The organism is Paenibacillus sp. FSL K6-1122, from assembly GCF_037977015.1.
Taxonomy (GTDB): domain Bacteria; phylum Bacillota; class Bacilli; order Paenibacillales; family Paenibacillaceae; genus Paenibacillus; species Paenibacillus amylolyticus.
This window is the reverse complement of sequence record NZ_CP150272.1, coordinates 1,709,135-1,736,127: the sequence shown is the minus strand read 5'-3', so window position 1 is coordinate 1,736,127 and position 26,993 is coordinate 1,709,135. Positions and strand designations below refer to the sequence as shown.

The following is a 26,993-nucleotide window of genomic DNA, read 5'->3' as shown; positions in this document are numbered from 1 at the left end:
CATTCTACGTAATTTTATTCCTGCTCACTCATTTACCATTAGTCAAACTCATGCGTAATATCCTGCCAAGACTCCAGCTGTGGCAGCTGTTGCTTCCCCCAGTAATCCAGAAACCATTGAATAATCCCAGTCGTATCTGTTGTTCTGCAGCTGTAATGTCGGAAACCGTCCTCGCCTTCCTGCAAACGAATCTCCGCCACCATCTGCCCTGGTTCCTCAAGCGCAGCAGCCTGCATATACATACTTCCCTCCACCAGCTCCGAAGGTTGAAGTACTACGAATTCCTGCAATTCCAGATTGGAGATCAACTCCACCAATAACGAAGCATTAATGTTATCATTCTCGTAGGTTGTGCCATTGCTTTCCAGTGTATAACGCAGTGTAGAGTACATGTGCGATTCCCCTTTGTATGAAATGATCATTCCTATTGATACACGCTCATAACGACAGGTCGTTTATATTATAACTTTTTCATAAAAATGTAAAAAGGATTTTTCTTGTTTCGGGTCTTTTCTATGAAAAAAACCCTTGCAGAGTCCGAATTACAATTGACCGCGCAGAGGTTTTTTTTAAGTGATACTCTTTGAATATTGTCTAAGCTTCATCCTTAAACTTAAAGCTACGTGCAGCATACAGAAATGGCGTTCCGACCGCAGTTAATACAAATTTGATAACATACGTAGTCAGGAAGATTTCCAGCCAAACATCCCAAGGGTAGATGAACGCAAACGCGATCGTGCAGAACACCAGTGTATCCACAAATGAACTGATGATCGAACTACCGTTGGTGCGTATCCACAACTGATTGCGCCCTGGGGCCACCTTGCGCAGCCAAGAGTACAATCGAACATCCAGGAACTGGCTTATGAAGTATGCCGTCAGACTTCCGAGTGCCAAACGTGGCAGCAGTCCAAACAGCTTCGCCATAGATTCCTGTGCAAAGTCCGTTGGTGCCGGTTCAAAGAACAACACCATCTGCATCAGAACCGTTGTCATGATGAGCGTGAAAAACCCGAACCATACGGCTTTGCGTGCCTCACCTGGTCCATATTTCTCATTAAGAAGGTCACTGGTCAGGTACATGCTGACATACATCGTGTTACCAAGCGTCAGCACAATTCCCATGATATCTATCGTTTTGGTCACCTGAATGTTGGCTATAACCGTAGCCACACCAATCCAGGCATAGAGACCTTTTTTACCGAACAAGCGGTAACACAACAGGAAAAATCCATAAGTTACGAGAACAAAAACTGCTCCCCACCCTAAGTTAAACATAAATACATACACTGCCTTCCTAGTTTTGATTACGCGGGATGGTTACGAACCGCGGTTTGGCTCAGGGCCAAAACATGAATACTCTATCACATTTCTCGTCCCATGAACAGAACTAAATAACTCCAAGCGTGCCTGAGTGACTACGACCCCTTCTATATTCCTCCCGCTTCCCTCTCGACCATACTAGTTTTTCCTACCTCTATTCCCCTTGCACCATGTATAGAAAAAGAAGACCCCTTCACCACTGTGCACAGCATAGTTTGATTGCCGCAAAAAAACCGCCCTCCGGATTCCACCGAAGGACGGCTTTTCTTACTTGATTTGTAGACGGCTCTAGTTATCTTAATGTGAGCTTCTATCTAATCCATTTTGTATTAAGCCTGAGCCGCAGAATCCAGCTCACGGCTCTGATCGTTAAACGTGTCCCGATCGTTTTCCTTCAAAATTCTGCTCGTCACGAGTCCTGATGTCATCGACCCGTTCACGTTAAGCGCTGTACGACCCATGTCGATCAGCGGCTCCACGGAAATGAGCAGTCCAACCAGAGCCACAGGCAGATTCATGGTGGACAATACGATTAGGGAAGCGAAGGTTGCCCCGCCGCCAACGCCAGCCACACCAAACGAACTGATCATGACTACGAGGATCAGAGTCACAATGAAGTCCCAGCTCAGCGGGTCGATGCCGACCGTCGGAGCAATCATCACCGCCAGCATGGCCGGATAGATCCCGGCGCAGCCGTTTTGCCCAATCGTAGCCCCAAAGCTTGCAGACAGGTTCGCAATGCCGTCCGATACGCCGAGTTTCTTCGTCTGTGTCTCCACATTCAGCGGGATCGCCGCTGCACTTGAACGGGATGTAAAGGCAAATACCAGTGTTGGTAGCACCTTCTTTAAATACGTAACCGGGTTGAAGCCGGACAGCGAGATAATGATCAGATGAATAATAAACATCACGATGAGGGCCACGTAGGACGCAATGACGAATTTGATGAGCTTTAATATCTCTTCCGCATTGGTTGTCGCCGTTACCTTTGTAATCAGTGCTAAAATCCCGTAAGGCGTAAGCCTCAGCACCAGTGTAACAATTCGCATAACCACCGCATATACCGCATTAACCATACCGCGGAACGTCTCCGCCTGCTGAGGTTTTTTGCGATCCAGTCCAAGAACGGCTACACCGATAAACGCGGAGAAGATAACCACCGCCAGTGTGGATGTACGACGTTCTCCTGTCATATCTGCAAATGGATTCGAAGGAATGAATTCCAGCACTTGCTGCGGGATGGTCTGATCCTTCACATCAACAAGCCGTTCCTCCACCTTCTGAATCTGCGCATTCTCCCGGTCTCCTCCTTGAATCTCAATGGAAGTCAGGTTAAAGCCAAGGCTCGTTACAATGCTGACACCTGCGGCAATCGCTGTGGTGATCAACAGAATGGCAATAATGGAAACACTCATCTTGCCGAGATTTTGTTTGCCCTTCAGATTCATAATGGCAGAAATGATCGACACCATGATCAATGGGATCACGACCATTTGTAACAAACGAACATATCCTGAACCGACCAGATTGAACCAATCGACTGATTTCGTAACTACATCAGAACCTGATGTGTACACCAATTGGAGAATAACCCCGTAAACAACCCCCAGTCCCAGACCCGCAAATACGCGTTTCGTAAAGGAGATATGCTTTTTCTGCATCCAGTAGAGGACGCCAAGTAAGGCAAGTATAACCACTACATTCAATATGACTAGAAAAGTATCCATTTCTTTAAATCCTCCTCAGGCATGTGTGTAACCGGAACATATCCAGTTTTCTCTTCTATCTTTTGTACTTCCGACAAAGACATTTTACAATATAACATATAACAAACTATTCTGGTAGGTATTAATTGATATTATGTAATATGCATGTAACAGATTCATCTATTTCTGAAAAAAATACACTAAATCGTGAAAATTGTTCTATTCAACCTCCGGTTAATTTTGTAATATAGGTATATCCGCTTATTCCCAAGTTTTCTCAACGTATAACTTAGGTCTTTCTTCATTGGTAGATAGGTCTTATGATTACGGAAAAGCGATAATGTTAATGAACATGACGTGAAAGGATGATCATATGTTTCGTAATCGCACCGTTGCCGGTAAAATCAGAGGCACTTTGTTCCTCGTTCTGCTGGTTGCTTCCCTGTTGTTCAGTATTAGTTTTTACGCCGTATCGATGAATATTATTCAAAGCTACGTGCTACCGCAGTTTGACAAAGTCCTAAACACGTCCATTCAGGATATATACAAGAATACTTCAGCATCCAAAATCCTGCAGGTACAGAGTGGCGGAGCCGGTTCTGAAGGTGCTGCCATGACCGTGGAATCGTACCTGGCAGATAAAGCAAAAGAACATAATCTGGATGCAGCTTACGTTGTTGCTATTCAAGATGGCTCAGCCAAAGTGGTTGTGGCAAACTCTTCCTCAAACATGAAAGCCCAGGATGAGATTAGTGTAGAACCTGCAATGAATGCAGCTATTGAGAACAAAGAAATGGTAATCAGTGAGGTCTACTCCGATTCCTTTGGTGTACATAAAGCAGCCTTTATCCCCATTGCAGGAAGTAACATGATTATGGCTGTGAGCATGGATGCCCAGTTCATTCAAGACAAGATTACTCAGATTTTCTGGTTGTGTCTTGGGATTACAGCATTAGTGTTTGTGCTCGGCTGGCTTATCTCCACTAGTATGATCAAAAGAGTTACCAAACCAATCATCAAGCTCGTCCAACATAGTAAACAAATATCCCAGGGTGATCTAACCGCTGAACTAGAGATCAAAGGTAAAGATGAAATTGCCCAACTTGCCGCAAGCTTCCAGACGATGACGCATAACCTGAAAGAAATGATTAGCCGTGCCTTGTCCACGTCCAATGAAGTTGTATCAGGCTCCAATGACCTGCTTCAGCGGGTTGAATCGATGTCCGGTATGGTTCGAAACTCCAGCCGCTCTGCAGAAGATGCAGAAAAAGGCAGCATCAGCATTGCGTCAAGCGCATCCGAGAACGCCAGAGCTATGGAAGAAATTACGCAAGGTATCATGCATATTGCTTCTTCTTCCGCTGAAGTGTCTGACCAGATTGGTGAAGCAGCCAACGAGGCAGTTAACGGTAACCGACTGGCTCAGAATGCCATTGAGCAGATGGAGCGTGTAGGCCAGACAGCAAGCGAATCGTTGCGTTATGTGGAAACTATGAATGAACGTTCGGTAGCCATCGGCACCATTGTTGCTTCCATTTTTGAGATCACCAAACAGATTAACATGCTGTCACTCAATGCCTCCATCGAAGCAGCACGTGCCGGAGAGCATGGCCGCGGATTCGCTGTTGTTGCTGGAGAAGTTCGCAAACTTGCCGAGCAATCCAAGACAGCCACGGAAGAAATATCGGATTATCTGGGTACCATTCGTGAAGATGCTGAACGTTCGGTTGATGCCATGAACCGTGTAACCCAGGAGATTGGTTCAGGCACAACGGTCGTTCAACAAGCAGGCTCAGCCTTCCAGCAACTGAATGAATTGATTCAGAACGTGAATCTGACCATTCAGACAGTCTCGGCTTCTACACAACAAGTATCTGCTGGTGCTGAAGAAGTGAGTGCATCCGTTGAAGAAACGGCACAGATTACGACCAAATCCCGTGAGAGCATGTTACAGATTGCTTCAACAGCAGATCTGCAGCTCAGCGAGATGGATTCACATTCGAATACAGTTCGTCACCTGCATGAACAAGCTGTAGAGCTGCAATCCGCTATGAAAAATTTCAAAATAAACTAACAGGTTAACCATTAACCTATCATCACCTGTTTTAAACCTCATTTAATCATAGGATATACAATACCCCCATGTCGCTAACATTCCGTTTCTAGAGAACGGTTTGTCGGACATGGGGGTATTGTTGTTTCACTCAGGTGCCTGAACACCCATAATCTCGTACACACGCTTCATATCCAATGCCGAACGCAACGATTCAGCTACCCGATCGAACTCCATCTCCTTACGCTCATGCGCACTATACGTCTCCTGAAGTGGAGCCAGTCCCTTTCCTGCACGCAAGGCATTCAGCCAAGAACGTCGGAATTGATCACTTTCAAACAAACCATGCAGGTAGGTTCCCCACACCCTGCCATCTACTGAGCCCCAGCCTTCTTGGAAAGGTTGATCTCCTGGATGTGAGATTTCAAACAACGCGGTTACACGTTCAGGCTCGTGGCACTCCGTAACGCCCATATGAATCTCATATCCGTTAATGGGTAATGAAGCATCTGCTACATCTCGCTCACCATACAGACGAAGCGGGTGATCAGGCTGCACCCGTCCGGAAGCTCTGACGGTCTGCTTTTCCTGAAGAAATGTTGTCGATAGCGGGAGCCAGCCAAGTCCTTTTGCTTCCTGGATCTGATTCGCCTCCACAGCAAACGGGTCCTTCAGATGACGTCCCAGCATCTGGTATCCGCCACATATTCCTACCAGCTGAACATGCTCACGCTCGGTCTGACTGGCAATCGCCTGCTCCAGCCCAGACTCACGCAGAAATGCCAGGTCACCTATGGTATCCTTTGTACCCGGTAGAAGAATGGCATCCGGACTGCCCAATTCCTCTGGCGAGGTCACGTACCGTACATTCACATCCGGTTCACGGGAAAGTGCGTCAAAGTCTGTAAAGTTGGAAATTCGCGGATATCGGATCACCACCAGATCCAGCTCGGTTTTGCCGGATTTCCCATGACGCATGGAGTCCAGTACCACCGAATCCTCTGCTTCAATCTGAATATCTCTTATGTAAGGCAATACACCTAATACTGGAATGCCTGTCCGTTCTTCGAGCCAGTCGAGTCCCGGCTGCAACAGGGACAGATCACCGCGGAACTTGTTGATAATGAACCCTTTGACTCGCACCACTTCATGGGGTTCCAGCAACTCCAGCGTACCTACAATGGAAGCAAACACTCCGCCCCGATCAATATCGGAGATCAGAATCACCGGCGCATCGGCCCAGCCTGCCAGATTCATGTTGACGATATCTCGGTCCTTCAGATTGATCTCGGCCGGACTGCCCGCTCCTTCCATCAGCACCACATCATAGGTATCCCGCAACCGATTCAGCGCATCCATCACCGTCTGCTTTGCTTCAGGCAGGAAATGCTGACGGTAGTCCGATGCACTCATCTGGGCAAAAGGTACACCATGTACCACGATCTGCGAATGCATGTCCCGTACGGGCTTAATCAGGATCGGGTTCATGTCGGTTGTCGCCTCAATACCACAGGCTTCAGCTTGTGCCCCCTGAGCCCGACCAATCTCCTTGCCATCTTCCGTCACATAGGAATTCAGTGCCATATTCTGTGACTTGAACGGAGCAGGCTTGAAGCCATCCTGCTTAAAAATCCGGCACAATGCCGTTGTGATGACACTTTTGCCCACATCGGAAGCCGTTCCTTGCAGCATCAGTACCGCCGCTGGTTGTGATGGCCTATCTTCCACGCTCTCTCCCCCTGTCTCCATGTTATATCCAGATCACCTTACTCCCAACCTCATGCGTAACACTTTCCATACTGCTTCATATTTCAAAAGTTACAGCCAGAACAGTCCTTGAAGCACACTCAGCACAGTCAACAAAGCCGCCTCCAGCAGCTCATTCATGGCACCATACGTATCCCCGGTTAAACCGCCGAGCCGTTCACTGATCCGGGCAGCCACGAATCGGCCGATATAATAACACGCCACAGGCAGTATAATAACTGCCGTCACCGGGTATAGCCACCATGGCAGTGTTCCCAGCCCACTCACCATCACATCCGCAATCCCCAGATCCGGCTTGAAAAGCCACACCGCGGCAAACGTAACTGCCCCTGCGATCAAGGTCAGGCCAACGGCTGAGCTGCGTGCACGCTGGACCTCCTTCCGATCACCCAGACCTTTAAACAATACGGCAAGTCCATCATCTTCGCGTGCATTCGGCCAGGCCGACATCGCATACACCATGAACCAGCGGCTCCAGATCATGGGCAGGATCAGCAACGCACCGTAAACCCAGTGGCCCCGTGCAATAAAATCAGCGATCAGCGCAGCCTTCATCATCAGAAGCAACACGCAGGCGATCACGCCCAGTGCCCCGACACGGCTGTCCTTCATAATCTCCAGCATCCGTTCACGGGTACGATAACTGAGCAAGCCATCCGCCGTATCCATCCATCCGTCAAGATGGAGCCCTCCGGTAAGCCATACCCATAACGTCAAGGTCAGGACGGCAGCCGGAAAGGCCGGAAGCACTGCACCGCTTAAGGCTCCCGCGAGCCAGACACACAGACCGATTGCAGCACCGACCAGCGGATAAAAGACAACACTTTCCCGCAGCAACGGCGGGACAAAATCGATTTGCATTTTGACAGGGAAACGGGACAAAAATTGAAAAGCGGCTGCCGCCGCATGTTTACGCTGAGGAGCAGGCGTGCCATCCTTCATAAGCGGTACTCCTTGCTTTTTAATTCAATCGCAATGCCTACGGTCACCAGAAACACTTCACCGCATATCGCCGCAATACGCTGATTCAGTACACCGGCCAAATCCCGATATTTCCTACCAAGGGCATATTCCGGTACGATCCCGTCCCCCACTTCATTTGTAACCAGAACAAGCAAACCGGGATAGGTTCGAATCGCTTCAACCAACGCGTCTAAATGTGCCTGTAACACCTGCTTCTCGTCATGCTCATGCGCTAACAAAACATTTGTCAGCCACAGCGTCAGGCAATCCACCAGAATGGTGGGTGCAGAAGTCCCTGTATGCCCTTCACCCATGCGGCTTATCAAAGCAGGTAGATGTATCGGCTCTTCTGTTGTATGCCACAGATACCCCGATGCCTCGCGCTGATGCTGATGCATGGCGATGCGCTCACGCATTTCATCATCGTACGCCTGAGCTGTCGCCACATACCACGCCTCCGAGGAACGCTGCATGCAGAGACGCTCGGCAAAGGAGCTTTTGCCACTGCGTGCGCCGCCTGTCACCAGTACACTCATCGTGAACTCTCTCCTTGCAGGGATGAATCAACCGACGCAGCGGAGTCCGAAGCATGGCTTGCCCCGTCCGAGACACCCGCGCTTGCAAAGGTCGCCATTTCGTTCAGAATGAGACATGCTGCGTCAATCAGATGAAGACTGAGCACGCCGCCTGTGCCTTCACCCAGACGCATGTCCAGATCCAGCATCGCTTTCAGGTCCAGTTCACGCAGCAGCGCTCCATGTCCATTTTCGTGTGACGTATGAGAAGCGATCATATAGGCTGTGCTCAGAGGTGCAAGTTGTCTCGCCACCAGCGCTGCCGTGGTAGAGATGAACCCGTCTACAACGACCGGACAATGATGAGCAGCTGCTGCGAGGATAACCCCTGTGAGTCCGGCAATCTCCAGTCCACCCACCTTGCACAGAACATCCAGTGCATCTTCCGGGTTTGGTGCGTTTACGCTAAGCGCCCGGCTGACTACAGCAGCCTTGCGCTGCAAGCCTGCATCATCAATGCCGGTTCCTCGCCCCACGGCGGCAGCTGGTGCAACTCCGGTTAACGCGCTCATTACCGCAGCACTTGCGGTGGTGTTGCCAATTCCCATCTCCCCGGTGACAAACAGTTGTGTTCCCTTCGCCACCTCTGCCGATACAACTTCGGCTCCTGCAAGGATAGCCCGAACTGCCTCATCCCGGGTCATCGCTGCCCCTCGGGCCATGTTGGCCGTGCCTTTGCGAATTTTGCGGGAAAGCAGGTCCGGATGTTCAAGATCGGCATTCACACCAATATCCACACAGATCACACCAGCTCCGGCGTGACGGGCAAGCACATTCACTGCCGCACCTCCAGCGAGGAAATTCAGGACCATCTGCGGGGTCACTTCGGCAGGAAAAGCACTGATGCCCTCTTCCACTACACCGTGATCCGCGGCCATGACAATGACCGCCCTGTGATCAAAACGCGGACGTGCATTGCCAGTCATGCCTGCTAGGCGGATCACCAGCTCTTCCAATTTGCCCAGACTCCCCGGCGGCTTCGTCAACGAATCCACGTGCGCAGAGGTTTCTGCCGCCACTTCCTGATCAGGAGCAGTAATCTTACTTATTAAATGCTCCAACACCTGTTCATTATTCATACAACCAGCACTTCCTTCATCAAAATATGGGTTGCCCCGTTTCATTTAATCGATGTCCCGCCGCAACAGCAGTTGAGGTATGGCATGGTCGGGATGAGAGACAATCGCGGGTTTGACGCGAAATATATCCTGGATATTCTCATCGTTGATCAATGTATGAGGCGTACCCTTTCCAACCGCCATGCCCTCACGCAGCGCCAGAATGTGATCGCAAAATAACGCGGCCAGATTCAGATCATGCAGCACAGCCACAATCGTAATGTTATTTCTCTGTCGCCATGCCGATAACAATTCCATGAACTGCAATTGATATTTAATATCCAGAAACGTGGTCGGCTCGTCCAGCAGCAGTAACCTCGGCTCCTGAGCCATAACTTTGGCTAGTGCGACCCGCTGCCGTTGCCCGCCGCTGAGTGCATCCAGCGGTCTGTCCGCCAGTTCTGTCAATCCCAGGTCTTGAAGCACCCTGTCCACCACAAGTGCCCCATCACCCGTTTCACGCCCCAGCCAGTTCTGGTATGGATATCGCCCCATCTCCACCACGTCTCGCACGGGATAGGAGATGGCTGGCAAGCCATCCTGCTGCAATACAGCGATCATGCGTGACAGGTCCTTACGGCTGTAAGAGCCGATATCTCGACCATCGATACGGATCTGACCTTCGTTTAACTGTTCCGTTCCGGCAATAAGCTGGATCAGGGTGGACTTGCCGCTGCCGTTTGGTCCGACAACTCCCCACCAGTCACCTTCGCCAACATGCCAGTCTACATTGTGCAGTGCCTGATGATTGCCATATGACTTCCCTGCTCCCTTAATAGAGATAAGTGAAGTCGAGTTGGAACGGGTACTGGAACTCATGGCATCATCCCCTTCTGCAACTTTTTGTTCCGGTGCAGCAGGTAAGCAAAGAACGGCGCACCAACAAAGGCGGTGACAACACCGAGCGGAATTTCAGTTGGTGCCAGCAACGACCTTGCGATGGTATCGGCCCACACCATGAAGATCGCTCCACCAATGGCAGACAAAGGTACCAACAGTCGGTAATCCGGTCCCACCAGCAACCGCAACATATGCGGGATCACCAATCCAACGAATCCGATGACACCCGATACCGAGACAGCCCCAGCAGTCAGCAGTGTGCCAACTGCCAGCACGGACAGCTTGAGTCTGTCCACTCCGATCCCGATATGTGCCGCTTGACGTTCTCCCAGTGCAAGCACATTCAACGAGCGTGCGCGGCTCCAGAGAAAGACCAGCCCTAACAGAAAATACGGGAAAAGGATGGCCGTATACGACCACCCACGCAGAGCCAGACTTCCCATCGTCCAGTATATAATTTCATTAATCGTCTGTTTCGACATGGTCGACAGGAAGGAAACAACTGCGCCCAGGAAACTTTGCATGACCACACCAGCCAGAATGAGGCTATGTGTAGGTATTTTACGCCCTTCACGAGCCAGTGCCATAACAAACCATAACGTGATTACACCCGTCAAAAACGCCACCAGTGGCAACGTCCAGATCCCAATCAGTGCATACTGCAATCCGAAGAAAATCAGAAAGGCTGCACCCACTGAAGCACCGGATGATACGCCCAGGGTGAACGGGTCTGCCAGCGGGTTCCGAAGAACCCCCTGGAATCCCGCACCTGCAATCGCCAACGATGCGCCCACGAGCACGGCAAGCAGTACACGTGGGAATCTGACTTTCCAGATAATCTGTTCGGCTGCCTTATTCCAATCCGGTGTAATCCAATCGCCCACCCAGGGAATTTTGTGAATCAGGATGCCTGCAATATCCCGGATCGGCAACGCTACTGAACCAATGCCCGTGCAGATGAGCACGGTGAGCACCAGCAGCACCATGCCCGTCGTTCCGAACAGGATCAGCTTTTTACTCATTGGAACAAGTCAGGGTAGATCGCTTTGGCTACTTCTTTCAACCCTTGAGTTACACGTGGACCCGGACGGCTCAGCAGGTTGGCATCCAGGCCAATAACCGCGTCATTTTTCACAGCCGTAATTTGATCCCAGCCGCTGCGCGCCTTGATGATCTGATCCAGTGTTTTGGAGTTTTCATCAATTACATCGTTGGCATACAGGATCACATCCGGGTTGGAGGCAATCACGTTCTCTTCATTAATTTCATACCAGCCCTCTTTGTCCGAAGCAATATTGCTACCACCGGCTACAGTGATGAGTTCATCCATGAATTCGCCTTTACCCACAGTCCAGCCTGGGGAGAATTCAACGTATATTTTTTTCTTCTCTTCCGGTTTAACTGCCTTCACCGCTTCGGTTACATCCGTCACGTCCTGTTTCATCTGGGTGATGATCTCTTGAGCTTTTTCTTGATGATCAGTGATTTTACCGAAGGTTTCGATATTATTCATCACGTCGTCAATGGATTTAGGATCCGTTTTGAAAATGGTAATACCCAGTTCGCGCAGCTTTTTCACCGCATCCTCACTCATCGAGATACCTGTGAAGACAATGTCGGCTTCAGCAGCAATGATTGACTCTTCATTTGGCTTGGTGATACCGCCCATTTTAGCTTTGGTTGTTGCTGCTTCCGGATAATCGTCATAGTCGGATACACCAACGATCTGATCGTCCAATCCAAGTGCAAACAGGGATTCCGTCTCAGCCGGAGACACGGATACGATTTTGGCCGGTGCCTTTTCAAAGGTGAACGATTCCCCCGTTGCATCCGTAACTGTCAGTGGATATTGTGTTTTGAGGTCCGTCTGCGCCTGGCCTTGGGACTGCTCCTGTGCCGGTTGCTGTGAAGTACCTGTGCCCTCGTTTGTTGTTGCATTGCCACATCCGGCCAAAGCCAGTGCGAGTGCCGCTGCACTTAGCAGGGACGCTACGTTTTTCCAATTCTTGAAATTCATTCTGTTATTCTCCCCTTCTCTATTTGTACTATTTTCTTGCATCGTGCTCAAACTCTTACTCCCCATGCCTTGGTGTTCCTGTGTAAGGTTTGAACTGCAATATTTACACGCTAACGGAGAGTGCAGAACCAATCTGAAGAAACGAAGTGTTCGCCTTTATCACCGGATTTTCCCTTTCAAAAAAGGGAATCAAAAAATCTGGGGATAACAGCGATCGGAAGGTGGTACTGCAATCGGAGTGACCTCGTGTAAAATTGGTCTCGGTTCATCTTACATGAACAATAAAAAATCCCTAATCCTTACGTCTAGGATCAGGGATGACGTCTCGCATATGGCAATCTGTACATGTTCAACCAAGGGTTGTCCATGCGCATAGAATAGCCCGAAACGCTGTCCTTTCCTCGAAGGAACACCGGTTTGTACGTCCAGGGCAGGTAACCTGACTTACAGGAATCATCCTGTTTTACAGTGGCGGGACCGTGCCGGATTTGCACCGGCTTCCCCATTTCACCCATGTGTGTTTCATGACTCGTACTAAATTTGCCATGAAAACAGCCTTCACACGCGGGACCCTTGGTCGCTGATATGGTAAACCATTGCCGTGTAATTTCTGCATACTACATACTCGTTCAGGCTTCACAGCCTGCAGCGAATCTGCATCCATGCTGAAGTCACACTTCTGTTGTGATTATAGGGTATATTGTACATCCTTACAACCCGATCGGCGGAAAAGTCATTCTGCTGCCAAACCACTCATTCCCCTGTTGTTCAAGCTGAACCTGAATCGCCTGTCCCGGTACGACATGTGTATCCCAGAACCCAAGCCCGGCAATCAGACGGGACAAGGCATACCGGATGACACCACCATGCGTAACCACAACTATAGTTGGCACTTGGCCCTCATCATCGTGCGTCGAAGGACGGCCCTCCAACAACATCTCTTGGAGAAAGGAGTCCAACCGTCCGGTAAACTCCTGCCACGATTCCCCCTCAGGCGGAGTGACCTCCTGCGGGGCATCTATCCAGTTTCGGTACACAGAATTATCCTTGAGCTGCTCATACGTCAGCCCTTCCCACTGTCCAAAATCATTCTCGCGCAGACGCGAGTCGAACTTCACCTGTCCGATGGCATCAGGAAGAATCTGTTCCAGCGTCTGCCGGCAGCGAAGCAGATCACTGCAATATACCTCATTCCACGAAATACCGCTCAATTGTTCATGAAGCGGAGCCAGTTCTTCTTTGGCATTTGGCAGCAGACCGATGTCGGTATGCCCCAGATATTTTTTTTCCACATTCCACAACGTTGTCCCATGACGGACCCACAGAATGTTTCGTTTCAGCGGCCCAGGCTGATTCGTATGTACTTCATTGCCTGCATTTCCTTCATTTACGGCCATAACAGCGTCCCTCCTGCCAGCCACACACCCAGCGTTATGAACACGCATAGTACCACAAAAGCACCTGCCGACCAGAACATCAGACGTGACGTTTGCACAATATCCTCGGCTTCCATCGGCCGTGTGGCTTCACCCATGTAGGCACGAAATGAAGCAACGCCGTGATACACGTTATGTCCGCCAAGCCGGATGCCCAGTGCTCCAGCCACCGCTGATTCGGGAAAACCGCTATTCGGACTTGGATGTAGTCTTGCATCCCGTGCAACCATGCGTGCTGCTCCTTTGGCGTCCAGCTTCATGACCCAGGCACCCACGATTAACAGAATCGCGGTCAGCCGGGCAGGTATCCAGTTCGCCACATCATCCAGACGGGCCGAGGCCCAGCCAAGATGCAGATACTTGTCATTTTTATATCCGACCATGGAATCCAACGTGTTGATGGCACGATAAGCCATGGCAAGCGGAGCGCCTCCAATGAGCGCATAGAATAACGGCGAGACAATGGCATCCACAATATTTTCGGCAACCGTCTCTACCGTTCCCCGTACAACCTCGGGTTCATCCAGATGCGCCGTATCACGTCCAACAATCATGCCCAGTGAACGTCTGGCCGCCGGCCAATCCTGCTGCTTCAGATGACGATACACTTCCATGCCTGCATCCTTCAGCCCTTTTGAAGCAATGGTTGTTGCAATGAGCACCACTTCAGCTGCCGCTGCAATGACAGGGTGGATTAGTCCAAGCAGATATACGATTCCCCACGTGATCGCAAAAGAACCCCCTGCGATCACCATCGGGAACAACAGCCCGGCTCTCTTCAGCCCCGAATCTGTGCGCACACACGAGCGAATGACACGCTCCAACGCCGAGATGCCTTTACCCATGCCAATCACCGGGTGGGGAATCCAGCGCGGATCTCCGATACATCGGTCCAACAGGTACGCCAGAATAATAATCCAGGCTCCCGCCATGCCTGTCCAGAAAGGCCAGGTCCATATATGCTCCACCTCAAAAGTCATTTGTGCCTGACCCTCTCTTTCCATAACAGTCCGGCCCGAAGGCTTTCCGTTACCGTGTCGTATACCAATCTGCCAATCGCCGCCCCTGCCGTAGTCGCTGTCCCGGCATAAGTGATCATCGGCTGAGGTTCCTCCACTTCCACTGCCTGACCTACTGCAAACACAATGGCATCGGTTGTGGTGCCGGTGGCGAGCAACCCGTTCTCCGAATCCAGAACGCCCACATCCGCCAGCGCGGCCGCTTTGGCTTCCACCGCCGTCTGTACCGCATTCACCATCGCCCCGTTGGTCATGCGTCCGTTCAACCAGAGCATGATGTTAATTGTACCCGGGACATAGGGGGCCATCGTTAGATTCCGTGCTGAAGGAGCAGAGCGCTCCCTGCCGGAAGACATCGTCTTATTTCCCACCGTATCAAAAACCGTTCTCTCCGACCCCGCGCGTGCGGCATTCGATACACCCGCAGTGGTACAGCACAGAAGACCAAATTCATCACTTGTATATTCCTGAATGGAGGTATGCTCCAGCCTTACGGCCGTCAATAATCCGGCACATTGATCACGCGGCTCTCGCCATTCGTTCAGCGCTTGTTCGATATCACGCGGCGGATCATCACAGCGGTAATGCCTGTCCACATAGATGTTAAATATGCGATCCAGTTCAAACATCCCGCCGCCATATACCGCACTCGACAGCGCTTGGGCTGCCCTTGGACTCTGTGCTTTGATATGTCGTTCATGTGCAGATATGTTCAGTCCCGGCCAGGAAGAGGAAGCATATTCATTCTCGTCTGTTTCTCCATTCGTAAAGTAGTTATAAAACGGGAGTGTCATTGCCGCTCCCCTCCCTGTTCCTCATCTTTCGTCTGATCGACATTCGGATATCCCTTGGTTTCCAGCACGCTGCCCAGCACTTCCAGTAATGTAGCATTGGCATCTGCATCCTTGACCGCGAAACGTACATGCCCTTTGTCAAGCCCCGAATACATGGCACAGCTGCGAATCAGAATGCCTCTTCGACCCAGCGCCTCCTGCATTGATGCCGCTGTCCAAGGGGCCGGCACACGTGCCAAAATAAAATTCGCCTCTCCCGGTGTCACCGCACATCCGTACGCCTTCAGCCCTTCGATGAGACGCCCCCGTTCCCGCGTGATCTGTGACATGGTCTCCTGTTCGTACCGTTCTCCGCTGCGCAGACAGGCTTCCCCTGCCATGAGCGCCAGACCGTTGACACTCCAGGTCACCTGTTTCTTTGTCATCGCCTGAATGTATTCGGCACGGCCCAGTGCATATCCGAGACGCAAACCCGGAATGGCATAAAACTTCGTCATCGAGCGAATGATGATCACATTAGGATAGTCATTCAGATGTGCTGCCAGGGACTGACGCCGGGTTACCGGAATAAAATCCATAAATGCCTCGTCAATAACAAATACGGTTCCCGTTTCTTCCGCTTTGCGGGCAAGCCTCTGTAATACCTCAAGCGGATATTGTACACCGTTTGGATTGTTGGGCTGGCCGAGGAAGAGCAGGTCTACCTTTTCCATGAGCTGCTCGATGTCCTCGGGTTCCGCTCGCCACGCCAGTTCTTCTCTTCCCTCCGTATGCACCACCTCGGCACCGAATTGTTGTGCCAACGCCCGGTACTCCGAGAATCCCGGTTCCACGGTACCCACCTTGCGCGGGGCAAGCCCCAGCAGAATGAGCGCCATGCTTTCGGCTGCGCCGTTGCCCACGGAAATCTGCTCCTGCATCACACCAAGACGCTCGCTCAGCAGTGCTTTGAATTCCCGATGCGCCGGATCGGGATAGCGAATCACCGACTGCATTCCTTGCTGTATAACCTCCAGCACTCCTCTGGGCGGACCCAGCGGATTAATGTTGGCACTGAAATCCAGAAAATCAGCGGCTTCCCTCCCAAATCGTGACGCAGCCGTCTCCACGTCCCCGCCATGTCCGAACACTTCGATATAACCGGTCATTCTTCCGTCATCCTTTCTGTATGTCCTTTTTATTATGGATGGCACGGGAGGTGTGGGTCAATCCTGTTTTCTTTGTGTCCCAACCATAATTCGTTTACAATAGAAGAGGAATTTCGGTTCCTTTTGATATACAAGGTTCACTACATAAGGGACTAGCAATCCCTCACATACATTAATGGAGGAATGACCATGCTGTTTGTAGATAACCAGGGCATTACAGATCCTTCTGTAAACCTTGCCATTGAGGAGTACATTCTGAAGCATCTGCCGATGGAGGATGACAGCTATCTGCTGTTCTACATTAACCGTCCGTCGATTATCATCGGAAAACATCAAAATACGATTGAAGAAATTAATATCGAGTACGTTCAGGATAACGGTGTGCAGGTCGTTCGTCGTCTTTCGGGAGGCGGAGCGGTATATCACGATCTGGGCAACCTGAATTTCAGTTTTATTACAGCGGATGACGGTCAATCCTTCCACAATTTCCGCAAGTTCACCCAGCCTGTGGTTGAAGCTTTGCACGAGCTTGGTGTAAATGCCGAGTTGACCGGGCGTAATGATCTGCAAGTGGGCGAAAAGAAAATTTCGGGCAACGCCCAGTTTTCCACACGTGGGCGCATGTTCAGTCATGGCACATTGATGTTTGATCTGAATCTGGAGCATGTTCAGGCTTCCCTGAACGTCAATCCCGAGAAGTTCAAATCCAAGAGCACCAAGTCCGTCCGCAGCCGGGTCGCCAACATACGGGATCTGATTGATACCAACCTGACGATTGAGCAGTTCCGCGATGAGCTGTTACGTCACATTTTCAGAATGGAGCCACAAGACGTCCCGCAATACAAGCTGACTGACAAGGACTGGGACAAAATCAAGGAAATCTCCGCTGAGCGTTATAATAATTGGGACTGGAACTATGGCTTGTCTCCGGAAAGCAATGTGAAGCACACACGCAAATTCCCTGTTGGCATCATCGATCTGCGCATGAACATCAAGGATGGACGCATCGAAGATATCAAAATCTTTGGCGACTTCTTCGGCGTAGGCGATGTGGCGGATATCGAAAATATGCTGCGCGGCAAGCGGTATGAAGAAACCGAGGTGCGTACTGCACTTGAGGGCCTGGATGTAAAACATTACTTCGGCAACCTTGAGCTGGAAGACTTTATTGGCCTTGTTTTCCTGGAAGAGTAGGTATATAAGTTCAACCCAAGAATGTTTACACCTGCCACTCCGATGACAGAATAACCTTCCGATCGCTGTTATCCCCAGATTTTTTTTGATTCCCTTCTTCAAAGGGGAAATCCGGTGATAGCTTATGCTTCCGAAGTAGCTTTCTTTCAGAAAGCTTTCAGGCGAACGCTCCGCTTCTTCAGGTTTTTTCTGTCCTCTCCGTTCTCGTGTAAAACGTTTCGTTGAACTGATATAGATTAAGTCGGGTATAGATACAAATAGATACAGATAAAAAAGGAGAGAAACACAGATGAGCTACAAATTGATTGCAATCGACATTGATGACACCCTGATCAACGACAACAAGGAAGTAACCCCTGCTACACAGACAGCACTGGAACAAGCGGTTGCCCATGGTGTAACTGTAACGCTGGCGACTGGACGTGCTTATGCTTCCGCACAAGCGCTTGCTCGTCAAACCGGACTTAACGTTCCGATCATCACGTATCAAGGCGCATTGGTGAAAAACCTGCTGGACGAAAAAGTACTTTATGAGCGCTACGTTCCACAGGAAGCTTCCCGCAAATTGTATGATTACTGCCTGGAGAACAATCTCCACCTGCAAACATACATTGACGACAAGCTGTATGCCCGTGAGGAAAACGACAAGCTGCGTGATTATGCCAAATTAAACGGCACCCAATATTATATCGAATCTGATTTCATCAAAGTCATCGAACAAAAAACACCGAAACTGCTTATTATCGATGAGCCAGACTACTTGGATAAGGTTGCCGTTGACTTGCGTGAATTGCTCGGACCTCAAGTCCATATCACAAAGTCCAAACCTTACTTCCTGGAGATCATGCACAACGAAGGAACTAAAGGCCACGCCCTGACCTTCCTGGCTGACCATTTCGGTCACCAGCTCAGCGAGTGTATTGCCATCGGCGACTCCTGGAACGACCATGAGATGCTCGAAGTTGCTGGTCTTGGTGTAGCGATGGGAAATGCCATCCCTGCCCTGAAAGAGCTGGCGGATTACATTACGGCAAGTAATAACGAAGACGGCGTGAAAGAAGTTATCGAGAAGTTTGTGCTGAACGCAGAGTAAATAAGATCAACGAACAGCCCAGTCGGCGAATTTCGCCGTGCAGGGCTGTTTTTTTGATTTTAAAAATATGTTCATTATCCTATTTAGCGATTATATTAGGTATATTTTTCTGTTATTTTTTATGTTTTGAGAGCAACAATGCGGTAATCAAGGATAATTGTAGTGAAATCGTAATCGCCATAGATAAGATGACACGATTTGTATCTTGGACATCAGCAAAAAACAAAACAATAAAAAATACAATAAATGAGATGACAATGCTAGCTATGAAATTTAAAATTATTCGTTTCATGTTTTGCCTACTTTCACGCACCACGATTTATTATCTTACTTGCTCATGGCATGCTGGAAAGACTCCAGCAGTTTTTTGATTTGGCCATCAAATTCCAGTTGAAATGACGGAATGATCTCATCTATTCTTTGCTGAAACAGCTCCGGATCTTGGACACCAAGCTCTGCTCTTAACTCCATTTCTTCTTTGGAACCATTGTCGTTCAGGATCATGTTCAGGATTTCACCTTTAAAGTATTCACTTGGAGGAAGGATTAGAGCATTCATCAGGAACTGGGTAAAAAAGAGATGTTTATTATTTTCCTGACTCGCCTTTTTCATCGCCTGCTTCGTAAACAAGTTTATATACTTCTGAGCAAACGCAACCCCTTTCATTCGGGAAGGCCCAACATGTTCGACCCCTTTCCAACGCAGATCAGCCACAGAACTAAGCCACCAGGCCGGTTCAATAGCCTGCTGCATACGAAGCAGCACTTGACGCTCAAACTGCGGCTCAGGATGCATTCGCTGCTCATTCAAACATTTCGCTATGGCCTCGGCTTCAATTGCAGCAACCGTCATGCCTTGGCCATGGATCGGATCGAAGCTGCAAAATGCATCGCCAAGGACGAGTAATCCAGAGGGCCAATTCTCCATCAGTTCAAAATGTTGACGGATAGACTCGGAAATACGGTATCCACGCGGCCCTTGAAAAGGCTCCAGCTGTTCTGCCAACGCTACGATTTCATCCGAAGCAAACAGATGTTTGATTTGCTCTTGAAACTCATCCGGATGGGTTGGAGGATATTCATCTCCTCCTGCGTTGAACAGTAATAGTCCAGCGATATCATTTTCAATGCGCCACAACATGCCTGCACGAGTTCCTTGCACAGGATCGGACTCTGTTATCACCGTTCCCCAATCATTTTGAATAGAGGATGGTATCTTATAATAGCGGGTGCTGTAACCAAGCGACACCTTCAGCACTTCCGGCTCAGGCACGGACAACCCTATCTGTTCAAGCCATCTGATCAATTTGGAAGAACGTCCCGCGGCATCAATAACCATATCTGCTGCAAGATTTTCTTCCCGATTATCCCGACCTCTTTCTTTGGTATACACGCCTGTAATCGAACGCTGATCTTCTGATGCCATTAACCCGGTAACTTCCGTACTCGTTAAGAAGCTTATATGATCTATGCTCTGGACTCGCTGACGCAATACCCATTCCAGCAGTGCTCTGCTGCTCGATGCAATTTTGAATGAGGAAGCGGCATTTGCCTTATTGACTAATGTACCATAGCGATTGGCAATCACAATTTTCTCTTCATGCGAAGGAATGGCGCCAAGCGCGACCAATTCATCATTGTATCCGGGAAAGTAATGTTCCAGAATGAGTCCGCCGCGCGGTAATACACGATGTGGATGAAAGGATTGAGGCACACCCTGCCGATTCGCCGGCTCAGAAGGCAATTCATCTCGCTCAATGATACATACCTCATCATAATAATCAGATAACATCCTTGCAGTGATTAACCCTGCAATACCTGCCCCGATCACCACAGCTTTTTTCATTTCGGACATCGCCACTTCATCCTCTCTAATCCATCATATTTTATCTACACTTGTAGCCCTATCAAAAAAATTACTTATAATACCAATATACACTTGAAATCTCGTATCATGTAAGAATCAATGTGTTGATACTATATAGCTAAACTACAATAAGGAACTGATGTAGATGAAAATGATTGATAAAAAGGTGGATTTGAGAGTTACCCGAACTCATAAATTGTTAACGATGGCGCTACTCGATCTGTTATGTGAGAAAGGCCAGCTATTCAGCAACATCACAATTAATGAGATATGTAACAAAGCTATGGTTCACCGAACAACGTTTTACAAACATTTCAAAGATAAATTTGCTTTACTGTCCTCCACCCTAACATGGGTCCTTCGGGATTATTTACACATGAATGTAGAAGATCGATTACAGCAGCCTTTGCAAAGCATATCTAAAATTCTGTTTGGAAATGTACTGGAGACAATTGTGCAGAACCAACAGAAGGATGAGGGGTTTAAGAACTTTTTCATACATTATATCGGAGAGATATTCAGAAGGGATTTTCTGGAATTGAAGAGAAGAGGTAAACAATTTTCACTTCCCATAGAACTTGTTGCCGAGTTTCACTCGGGGGTGATTCGTTTACTTGTGATGTGGTGGATACAACATTTCGAAGAAAATGTTACGGCAGAACAGATGGATGAATATTACTACCTACTGGTTAACGAGAATATCATGTTGAAATAACAAACAGCTCAACCTAAAATCAATGGCTGATTTTGAGATTGAGCTGCATACCTTCAAACTTTACCTATTTTAAAACAGATTCGGAAGCCTGCACTGTCATCCTCGCACGACTTCTTTTCTTCAACCAGCCGCTCACCTTCTCATTCATCGCCAGCAGACCTGAAACGACCAGCACTACACCGATCCATGTAACCCAGCTGACATGCTCACCGTAGACAACAGCACCAAGCCCTACGGCAATGGGTGGTGAAATGTATAACCATGTTGCTGGAAACAACGGGTTGGTACGCGACATAATCCAATAAAACAGACTATGCCCCACCATGGAGCCGATGACAGTCAAATAGATCACCGACGAGACGGCAGGCACCCAGTCCAGAGCAGACATACTCCACGATTCCGTTCCGACCGAGAGCAGGGATAACAGCAGTCCCCCATACATCATCTGCACCGCATTGATCGCTACAGGACTAGCCTCCTTGAACTGATGAATGACCTTTTTGGAGTACAATGCACCTGCTGAATAACAGACTTCCCCTACCAGTACCGCGATACAGCCCCACATAAACAGGGAACCTGCACCAAGCGATACACCTGGCAACACAACCAGTACCACACCGGTGAACCCGATCAGGCAGCCCACAATCATACGGGCAGATGTTTTTTGCCGTAACAGCGCCGTCTGCATCAACATAATCATCAAAGGCCCTGTCGCCGACAGAATGGCACCAACACCCGAGCTCACATGCTGTTCAGCCCAATATAATGTGGCAAAAGTGCCGAAGGTCAGCCCCGCTCCCGTTAACAACATCTCCTTGCGGAACAGGAGCGACCAGCTCACTTTGCCCTTCATCCTCATCCATGCAAACATCAGCGCTCCCGCGATTAAAAATCGCAATCCGGCTGACAGAAAAGGCGGCATGCCTGCCTCTACTCCAATTTTAATAGCCAGAAATGTTGTACCGAAAATAAGACACATAACCGTAAATGCAATCCCCACCATGATAACCACTCCTTTATCTGTTCTCCATCATATCTCATGGTCTACAGAACAGAATGAACAAAACAGAACAGTTTTCTCTCATTAGCTGTTACAATAGAGTTCAAAAGGAGTGTGAGCCGGGTGGGCAGAACCATGATGATGACAGATAACAGCCTGAAATTATATGAGCAAGTAATTCATTATCTCGTTGTACGTATAGAAGCGGGAGAGTGGGCCGAACATGAAAAACTGCCATCTGTACGAAGCCTGTCCGAGCTACTCGGCGTACATCGTCTGACCGTATTCAAAGCCTATCAGGAGTTAAAGGAACGTGGGAGTGTTTATGTTAAGGACAAGTCCGGCTATTATGTCAGCCCAGCGACTCCATTCTCAGTAACGGATCAGGCGGATGATCCCGCCGTGTCTGCCTGGCTGCATTGGGATTCACTTGCACGGGTACAGTCCCTTGAAGCAGAATACCAATTTTCCAAATCGTTAATCGATCCCTCTCTGCTGCCCAACCGGTATTGGGGTGAACTAATGCGTGATCTGCTGGATCAATATCCCCGTTTGCTCGGAACGTATTCCACGATTCAGGGAGATCTGGAATTGCGAAGTGCGCTGGCAAGCCATCTAACGAAAAAAGAACGCTTCTACCTCTCTGCAGACGAAGTGCTCATTACTTCGGGGGCGCAGCAAGCGATTGATGTCATCTCGCGGACGCTGGTCAAACCCGGGGATCGGGTGTTGATGGAACGGCCTACGTATGGACCGGCAATGGAGATTTTCCGCAAACAAGGTGCTCGTCTGATCTTTACGGATATTCACTCGGATGGGTATGATCTGGAGCAGATCGAACATCTGATGAAGAGTGAGAAGCCGCGCCTCTTTTATATGACACCGACCTTTCAGAATCCAACCGGCCTTAATGTTCCAGTAGAACAGCGTAAGCAGTTACCTGAACTTGCAGAACAGTATGGTTGTTTTCTGCTCGAAGACGACAGTACCTATGATATCTATTTTAAGGAGAAACCTCCTGCACCCATTTTCACCTACGATACTACTGGACACACTCTGTACATCCGCAGTTACAGCAAGTATGTTGCACCCGGGCTACGGATTGCAGCCATCATATGCCGCCAGCGATTCATGCCAGGACTACAGGCTGTAAAATCACTGACAGATAACGGATCGCCCCTTCTGAACCAGAAGCTTTTTCTCCGTTATTTTCAGTCAGAACGCATGCATCAGCATCTGTCCAAGCTGCGGACCGCCATCCAGCTACGGATGGAAGTGATGGAACAATCTCTGCTGGAAACGGACTGGACGTGGACCCGGCCGGAGGGCGGACTCAACTTTTGGGTAGAGCTTCCTGAGGGTGTGGATACAGGGAGACTGCTCCACCGATGCATGGAACAATCCGTTGCCTTTGTACCCGGAACCGTATTTGATTCTTCGGATCATTCAGCCAGTCGCAAGCTGCGCCTGTCCTTCTCTTATGCACATGAGCAGCAGATTCGAGAAGGCATGAGCAGGCTCATTACGCTTGCGAAAGAAATGTAACATTTTGATACTCTTGGATTGAAGCCAATCCGAAGAATATCAAGTGCAATTTGTCACTCGTATCGCTGCATCAAAAAAAGTCGCCTTATGGCGACTTTACTTTTGGTGTTCTATACTCTTTACCTACAACCCGCTCTGTGCTCAAAGGTCTTTTCTTGCAAACAAGCGAATGGTAATGAGATAGGACAGCAAAAACAAACCTATAATGCCTACAGAAACCAATGCCATTGTCGTTGTGGTAATTATACCGTTCTCGTTGGCCATATTCATCAGGTACGCAACGGGTTGCGCCAGTATAATCATGCAGACCATGAATATCGCATTGATGATACCAGCACCTTTTTTGCTTAATCCGTAGAAAAGAGGCATGTATATGGAAACTAACGCAAGCACCATGCCTACGGCAATGACAATATCCCTAAGTGAATAATTCGGCTTGTTCAGTTCAGGATAATTCAGGTTCACAAGCTGGTGAATCCCAAACGACGCGAGTACCCCGAATAACGTATAGATTATAGCAGAAAGGTACTTGGCTTTTACAATCTGTTTGCGGCTAACGGGGAGTGTGACCAGGAAATTGTGATTATGGTTTTTGATATCAATCATGGTTGCCAGCATGACCGAACCAAAGGCTGTGTAGATGCCTACAAAATACATTGACATTTCACTCTTAGGTATAAAGGCGAGACTAAATACCACCAGGTATAACCCAATCGTCCACAGTGAACTTTTTAGTACAATGAAATCTTTACGAAGCAAGTTAAGCATATTTGCGTCCTCCCTTCGCCGTAAAATAAATGAGGTCTTCTAACGTAGGTCTTTGTAAAAGAGCTAACCTGCCAAATAACCGTTCGGCCTCTGCCTTATGATCCGACAATGCTTCAAAACCAACGGCTGTCTCGCGTATTCCGATGAAATGTTTCCGAATGTCGGAATCAAGCAGACCCATATCCCCTTTTACAATCGTATACCTTTCCAGCACATCATCTTTTGCCTCGTTAAACACCAGTTTCCCTTGATGAATAAACGTAATGTAGTCTGCAATACGTTCCAGATCCGTCGTAATATGCGTTGAGAAAATAATAGACCTTGTTTCGTCCTGTATCATATCTGCAAGCAGATCAAGCAGTTCCCGCCTAAACACAGGATCAAGCCCGGATGTCGGTTCATCCATAATCAGCAGATCCGCTTCATGCGACAAAGCTACGGCGAGAGAATACTTAATCTTCATGCCTTTGGACAGATCCTGGATTTTCTTTTTGGGAGACAGTTCGAACTGATCCAAGTAGTCATTGAACGCTTTATTATCCCATTTGGTGTAAAAAGGAGCGATCATTTGTGTCATCTCCCGGATCGTTAGATGCTCATAATAAAAGCATTCATCTGACACAATGCCAAGGCGTTGCTTGATATCAACTTCCTGATTTGGCATCTCACTGCCCAATGTCTTGAGGCTCCCCTTATCGGGCTGGATCAGACCCGTGATCATTTTGATCAAAGTACTCTTTCCCGCCCCATTCGGACCAATAAGTCCCGTGATATACCCTTTTTTCACATCCAGAGATACATTATCTACTTTAAATAAGGGATACGTTTTGGTTACATTACGTAATTCGATCGCGTTCATTATGCTTATTCCTCCTCAACCAACAATGTAAGATGATGGATTACATCCTGTGAACTCATGCCCAGTTCTCTGCTCTCACGAATCACTTCGAGCATCTTTTCTTCCAATTGTTTCATCCGCCGCTCTCGAATAAAGTCCTGATTGGCTCCGGATACAAAGCTCCCTTTGCCTACAACTGAATCGATCAGTTTCTCCTTCTCCAGCTCTTCATAGACACGTTTAGTTGTAATAACACTGACTTGCAGATCCTTGGCGAGCTGCCGAATGGAGGGAAGACTATCTCCAGCAACCAATTCTCCGCTCAAGATGCTCTGTCTGATCTGAGTTAGAATCTGCATGTAGATCGGATCGCTCGAAGCATTCGATATTAAAATGTTAATCTTTCCTCACCTCATTGATGTTACGTAGTTTTCAGTAGGTATAGTGTGTATATATAATATATACACTATGCCTACCGATGGTCAATCTTTATTTCACATTATTCTCATTCTGATTCGATCCATAGACACGGGCTAGCTAATCTGGACGACAAAAAGAGGACGTCAGTTTCCTGTTCGTCCTCTTGATTAATCAAGCCCGAAAGGTCATATGACCTCCCAGGCTAATGTTATGTGCTGGATATGACCTTATCCACCAATCCATATTCGACTGCTTCCGCAGCGGTCAGGAAATAGTCTCGATCCGAGTCCTTCTCAATCCGCTCAATCGACTGCCCTGTATGGTCGGCTAACAGCTTGTTAAGACGCTGACGATGCTGAATGATACGGTTAGCATGAATCAGCATATCCGACGCCTGCCCTCGCGTACCGCCATGTGGCTGATGGATCATGATCTCACTGTTTGGCAATGCCATACGCTTGCCTTTTGTTCCACCTACCAGCAATATCGTGCCAAAGCTTGCCGCCATACCTGTACAGATTGTGGAGATATCCGGCTTCACAAATTGCATCGTGTCATAGATCGAAAATCCTGCGGTCACCGACCCACCAGGACTGTTGATGTACATCTGGATGTCCTTCTCCGGGTCCTCTGCAGTCAAAAACAACAACTGAGCCACAATGGCATTTGCCATCTGATCCTCAATTTCTCCAGACACCATAATGATCCGATCTTTGAGCAAACGTGAATAAATATCATAACTCCGCTCTCCGCGAGCTGTCTGTTCCACTACATAGGGTACTACATTCATGTGTG

25 protein-coding genes and 1 riboswitch are annotated in these 26,993 nt (G+C 48.7%); of the genes, 5 read left to right on the top strand and 20 right to left on the bottom strand.

The window, feature by feature from the left end; translation table 11 throughout:
* Nucleotides 1–38: 38 nt before the first annotated feature.
* From NSQ20_RS07635 to NSQ20_RS07625, 3 genes are all read right to left on the bottom strand, one after another.
* Nucleotides 39–392, bottom strand: coding sequence for a hypothetical protein (locus NSQ20_RS07635; protein ID WP_036669139.1), 354 nt, complete (start codon nucleotides 390–392; stop codon nucleotides 39–41).
* A 202-nt stretch (nucleotides 393–594) separates the two neighbouring features.
* Nucleotides 595–1,278, bottom strand: a complete 684-nt coding sequence (locus tag NSQ20_RS07630; RefSeq protein WP_036669137.1) for a queuosine precursor transporter — start codon at nucleotides 1,276–1,278, stop codon at nucleotides 595–597.
* A gap of 374 nt (nucleotides 1,279–1,652) precedes the next feature.
* On the bottom strand, nucleotides 1,653–3,050 hold the full coding sequence (locus NSQ20_RS07625) for an L-cystine transporter (RefSeq protein WP_036669135.1): 1,398 nt from the start codon (nucleotides 3,048–3,050) through the stop codon (nucleotides 1,653–1,655).
* A 352-nt stretch (nucleotides 3,051–3,402) separates the two neighbouring features.
* On the opposite strand from NSQ20_RS07625, the gene NSQ20_RS07620 reads away from it, so the two are divergent.
* Nucleotides 3,403–5,103 (top strand): methyl-accepting chemotaxis protein, encoded by a 1,701-nt coding sequence (locus NSQ20_RS07620; RefSeq protein ID WP_036669134.1) that lies wholly within the window; start codon nucleotides 3,403–3,405, stop codon nucleotides 5,101–5,103.
* 126 nt (nucleotides 5,104–5,229) lie between these two features.
* Here NSQ20_RS07620 and NSQ20_RS07615 read toward each other — a convergent pair whose 3' ends face one another.
* From NSQ20_RS07615 to cobD, 11 genes are all read right to left on the bottom strand, one after another.
* On the bottom strand, nucleotides 5,230–6,831 hold the full coding sequence (locus NSQ20_RS07615) for a cobyric acid synthase (protein WP_051449630.1): 1,602 nt from the start codon (nucleotides 6,829–6,831) through the stop codon (nucleotides 5,230–5,232).
* A 69-nt stretch (nucleotides 6,832–6,900) separates the two neighbouring features.
* A complete protein-coding gene (gene cobS, locus NSQ20_RS07610; protein WP_076327234.1) occupies nucleotides 6,901–7,791 on the bottom strand; it encodes an adenosylcobinamide-GDP ribazoletransferase in 891 nt (296 codons plus the stop codon).
* Nucleotides 7,788–8,348, bottom strand: coding sequence for a bifunctional adenosylcobinamide kinase/adenosylcobinamide-phosphate guanylyltransferase (gene cobU, locus NSQ20_RS07605; RefSeq protein WP_047842052.1), 561 nt, complete (start codon nucleotides 8,346–8,348; stop codon nucleotides 7,788–7,790). Before cobU ends, cobS begins: the two co-directional genes overlap by 4 nt.
* A complete protein-coding gene (cobT, locus tag NSQ20_RS07600; RefSeq protein WP_076327412.1) occupies nucleotides 8,345–9,466 on the bottom strand; it encodes a nicotinate-nucleotide--dimethylbenzimidazole phosphoribosyltransferase in 1,122 nt (373 codons plus the stop codon). Before cobT ends, cobU begins: the two co-directional genes overlap by 4 nt.
* 45 nt (nucleotides 9,467–9,511) lie before the next feature.
* Nucleotides 9,512–10,324, bottom strand: a complete 813-nt coding sequence (locus tag NSQ20_RS07595; protein ID WP_076319137.1) for an ABC transporter ATP-binding protein — start codon at nucleotides 10,322–10,324, stop codon at nucleotides 9,512–9,514.
* A complete protein-coding gene (locus tag NSQ20_RS07590; protein WP_074094020.1) occupies nucleotides 10,321–11,367 on the bottom strand; it encodes an iron chelate uptake ABC transporter family permease subunit in 1,047 nt (348 codons plus the stop codon). The genes NSQ20_RS07595 and NSQ20_RS07590 overlap by 4 nt, the downstream gene beginning before the upstream one ends.
* A complete protein-coding gene (locus NSQ20_RS07585) occupies nucleotides 11,364–12,362 on the bottom strand; it encodes an ABC transporter substrate-binding protein (RefSeq protein WP_076327235.1) in 999 nt (332 codons plus the stop codon). Before NSQ20_RS07585 ends, NSQ20_RS07590 begins: the two co-directional genes overlap by 4 nt.
* Nucleotides 12,363–12,773: 411 nt before the next feature.
* Nucleotides 12,774–12,916: riboswitch (cobalamin riboswitch) on the bottom strand.
* Nucleotides 12,917–13,072: 156 nt separating this feature from the next.
* A complete protein-coding gene (locus NSQ20_RS07580) occupies nucleotides 13,073–13,759 on the bottom strand; it encodes a histidine phosphatase family protein (protein WP_076327236.1) in 687 nt (228 codons plus the stop codon).
* Nucleotides 13,750–14,730, bottom strand: a complete 981-nt coding sequence (cbiB, locus tag NSQ20_RS07575) for an adenosylcobinamide-phosphate synthase CbiB (protein ID WP_076327413.1) — start codon at nucleotides 14,728–14,730, stop codon at nucleotides 13,750–13,752. Before cbiB ends, NSQ20_RS07580 begins: the two co-directional genes overlap by 10 nt.
* Nucleotides 14,731–14,774: 44 nt before the next feature.
* Complete coding sequence (locus NSQ20_RS07570) at nucleotides 14,775–15,611, bottom strand: adenosylcobinamide amidohydrolase (protein WP_076327237.1); 837 nt, start codon at nucleotides 15,609–15,611, stop codon at nucleotides 14,775–14,777.
* Nucleotides 15,608–16,759, bottom strand: coding sequence for a threonine-phosphate decarboxylase CobD (gene cobD, locus NSQ20_RS07565; RefSeq protein ID WP_076327238.1), 1,152 nt, complete (start codon nucleotides 16,757–16,759; stop codon nucleotides 15,608–15,610). The genes NSQ20_RS07570 and cobD overlap by 4 nt, the downstream gene beginning before the upstream one ends.
* A gap of 189 nt (nucleotides 16,760–16,948) precedes the next feature.
* Between cobD and NSQ20_RS07560 the strand changes: the two genes are divergently transcribed.
* Nucleotides 16,949–17,953, top strand: a complete 1,005-nt coding sequence (locus NSQ20_RS07560; RefSeq protein WP_036610740.1) for a lipoate--protein ligase — start codon at nucleotides 16,949–16,951, stop codon at nucleotides 17,951–17,953.
* A gap of 289 nt (nucleotides 17,954–18,242) precedes the next feature.
* Nucleotides 18,243–19,046, top strand: a complete 804-nt coding sequence (locus tag NSQ20_RS07555; RefSeq protein WP_036610742.1) for a Cof-type HAD-IIB family hydrolase — start codon at nucleotides 18,243–18,245, stop codon at nucleotides 19,044–19,046.
* 327 nt (nucleotides 19,047–19,373) lie between these two features.
* Here the strand turns inward: NSQ20_RS07555 and NSQ20_RS07550 are convergent, their stop codons facing one another.
* On the bottom strand, nucleotides 19,374–20,900 hold the full coding sequence (locus tag NSQ20_RS07550) for an FAD-dependent monooxygenase (RefSeq protein ID WP_340032196.1): 1,527 nt from the start codon (nucleotides 20,898–20,900) through the stop codon (nucleotides 19,374–19,376).
* A gap of 157 nt (nucleotides 20,901–21,057) precedes the next feature.
* Here NSQ20_RS07550 and NSQ20_RS07545 point away from each other — a divergent pair, with 157 nt between their 5' ends.
* Nucleotides 21,058–21,627 carry a TetR/AcrR family transcriptional regulator gene (locus tag NSQ20_RS07545; protein ID WP_340032195.1) on the top strand — a complete coding sequence of 190 codons (570 nt, stop codon included), beginning with the start codon at nucleotides 21,058–21,060 and terminating at the stop codon, nucleotides 21,625–21,627.
* Nucleotides 21,628–21,691: 64 nt separating this feature from the next.
* Here the strand turns inward: NSQ20_RS07545 and NSQ20_RS07540 are convergent, their stop codons facing one another.
* Nucleotides 21,692–22,630 (bottom strand): EamA family transporter, encoded by a 939-nt coding sequence (locus NSQ20_RS07540; protein WP_036610747.1) that lies wholly within the window; start codon nucleotides 22,628–22,630, stop codon nucleotides 21,692–21,694.
* Between the two features lie 132 nt (nucleotides 22,631–22,762).
* On the opposite strand from NSQ20_RS07540, the gene NSQ20_RS07535 reads away from it, so the two are divergent.
* The gene (locus NSQ20_RS07535; protein ID WP_036611105.1) at nucleotides 22,763–24,172 is read left to right on the top strand and encodes a PLP-dependent aminotransferase family protein; all 1,410 of its coding nucleotides are present in this window, start codon (nucleotides 22,763–22,765) and stop codon (nucleotides 24,170–24,172) included.
* A gap of 141 nt (nucleotides 24,173–24,313) precedes the next feature.
* Here NSQ20_RS07535 and NSQ20_RS07530 read toward each other — a convergent pair whose 3' ends face one another.
* The 4 genes from NSQ20_RS07530 to clpP all read right to left on the bottom strand — a co-directional run bounded on the left by NSQ20_RS07530 (nucleotide 24,314) and on the right by clpP (nucleotide 26,988).
* Complete coding sequence (locus NSQ20_RS07530; RefSeq protein ID WP_076319128.1) at nucleotides 24,314–24,940, bottom strand: ABC-2 transporter permease; 627 nt, start codon at nucleotides 24,938–24,940, stop codon at nucleotides 24,314–24,316.
* On the bottom strand, nucleotides 24,933–25,799 hold the full coding sequence (locus tag NSQ20_RS07525) for an ABC transporter ATP-binding protein (RefSeq protein ID WP_076319127.1): 867 nt from the start codon (nucleotides 25,797–25,799) through the stop codon (nucleotides 24,933–24,935). The genes NSQ20_RS07530 and NSQ20_RS07525 overlap by 8 nt, the downstream gene beginning before the upstream one ends.
* A gap of 5 nt (nucleotides 25,800–25,804) precedes the next feature.
* Nucleotides 25,805–26,179, bottom strand: coding sequence for a GntR family transcriptional regulator (locus NSQ20_RS07520; RefSeq protein WP_036610760.1), 375 nt, complete (start codon nucleotides 26,177–26,179; stop codon nucleotides 25,805–25,807).
* A 227-nt stretch (nucleotides 26,180–26,406) separates the two neighbouring features.
* Entirely contained in the window at nucleotides 26,407–26,988 is a 582-nt protein-coding gene (clpP, locus tag NSQ20_RS07515; protein WP_036610761.1) for an ATP-dependent Clp endopeptidase proteolytic subunit ClpP, read from the bottom strand.
* Between the last annotated feature and the right edge of the window lie 5 nt (nucleotides 26,989–26,993).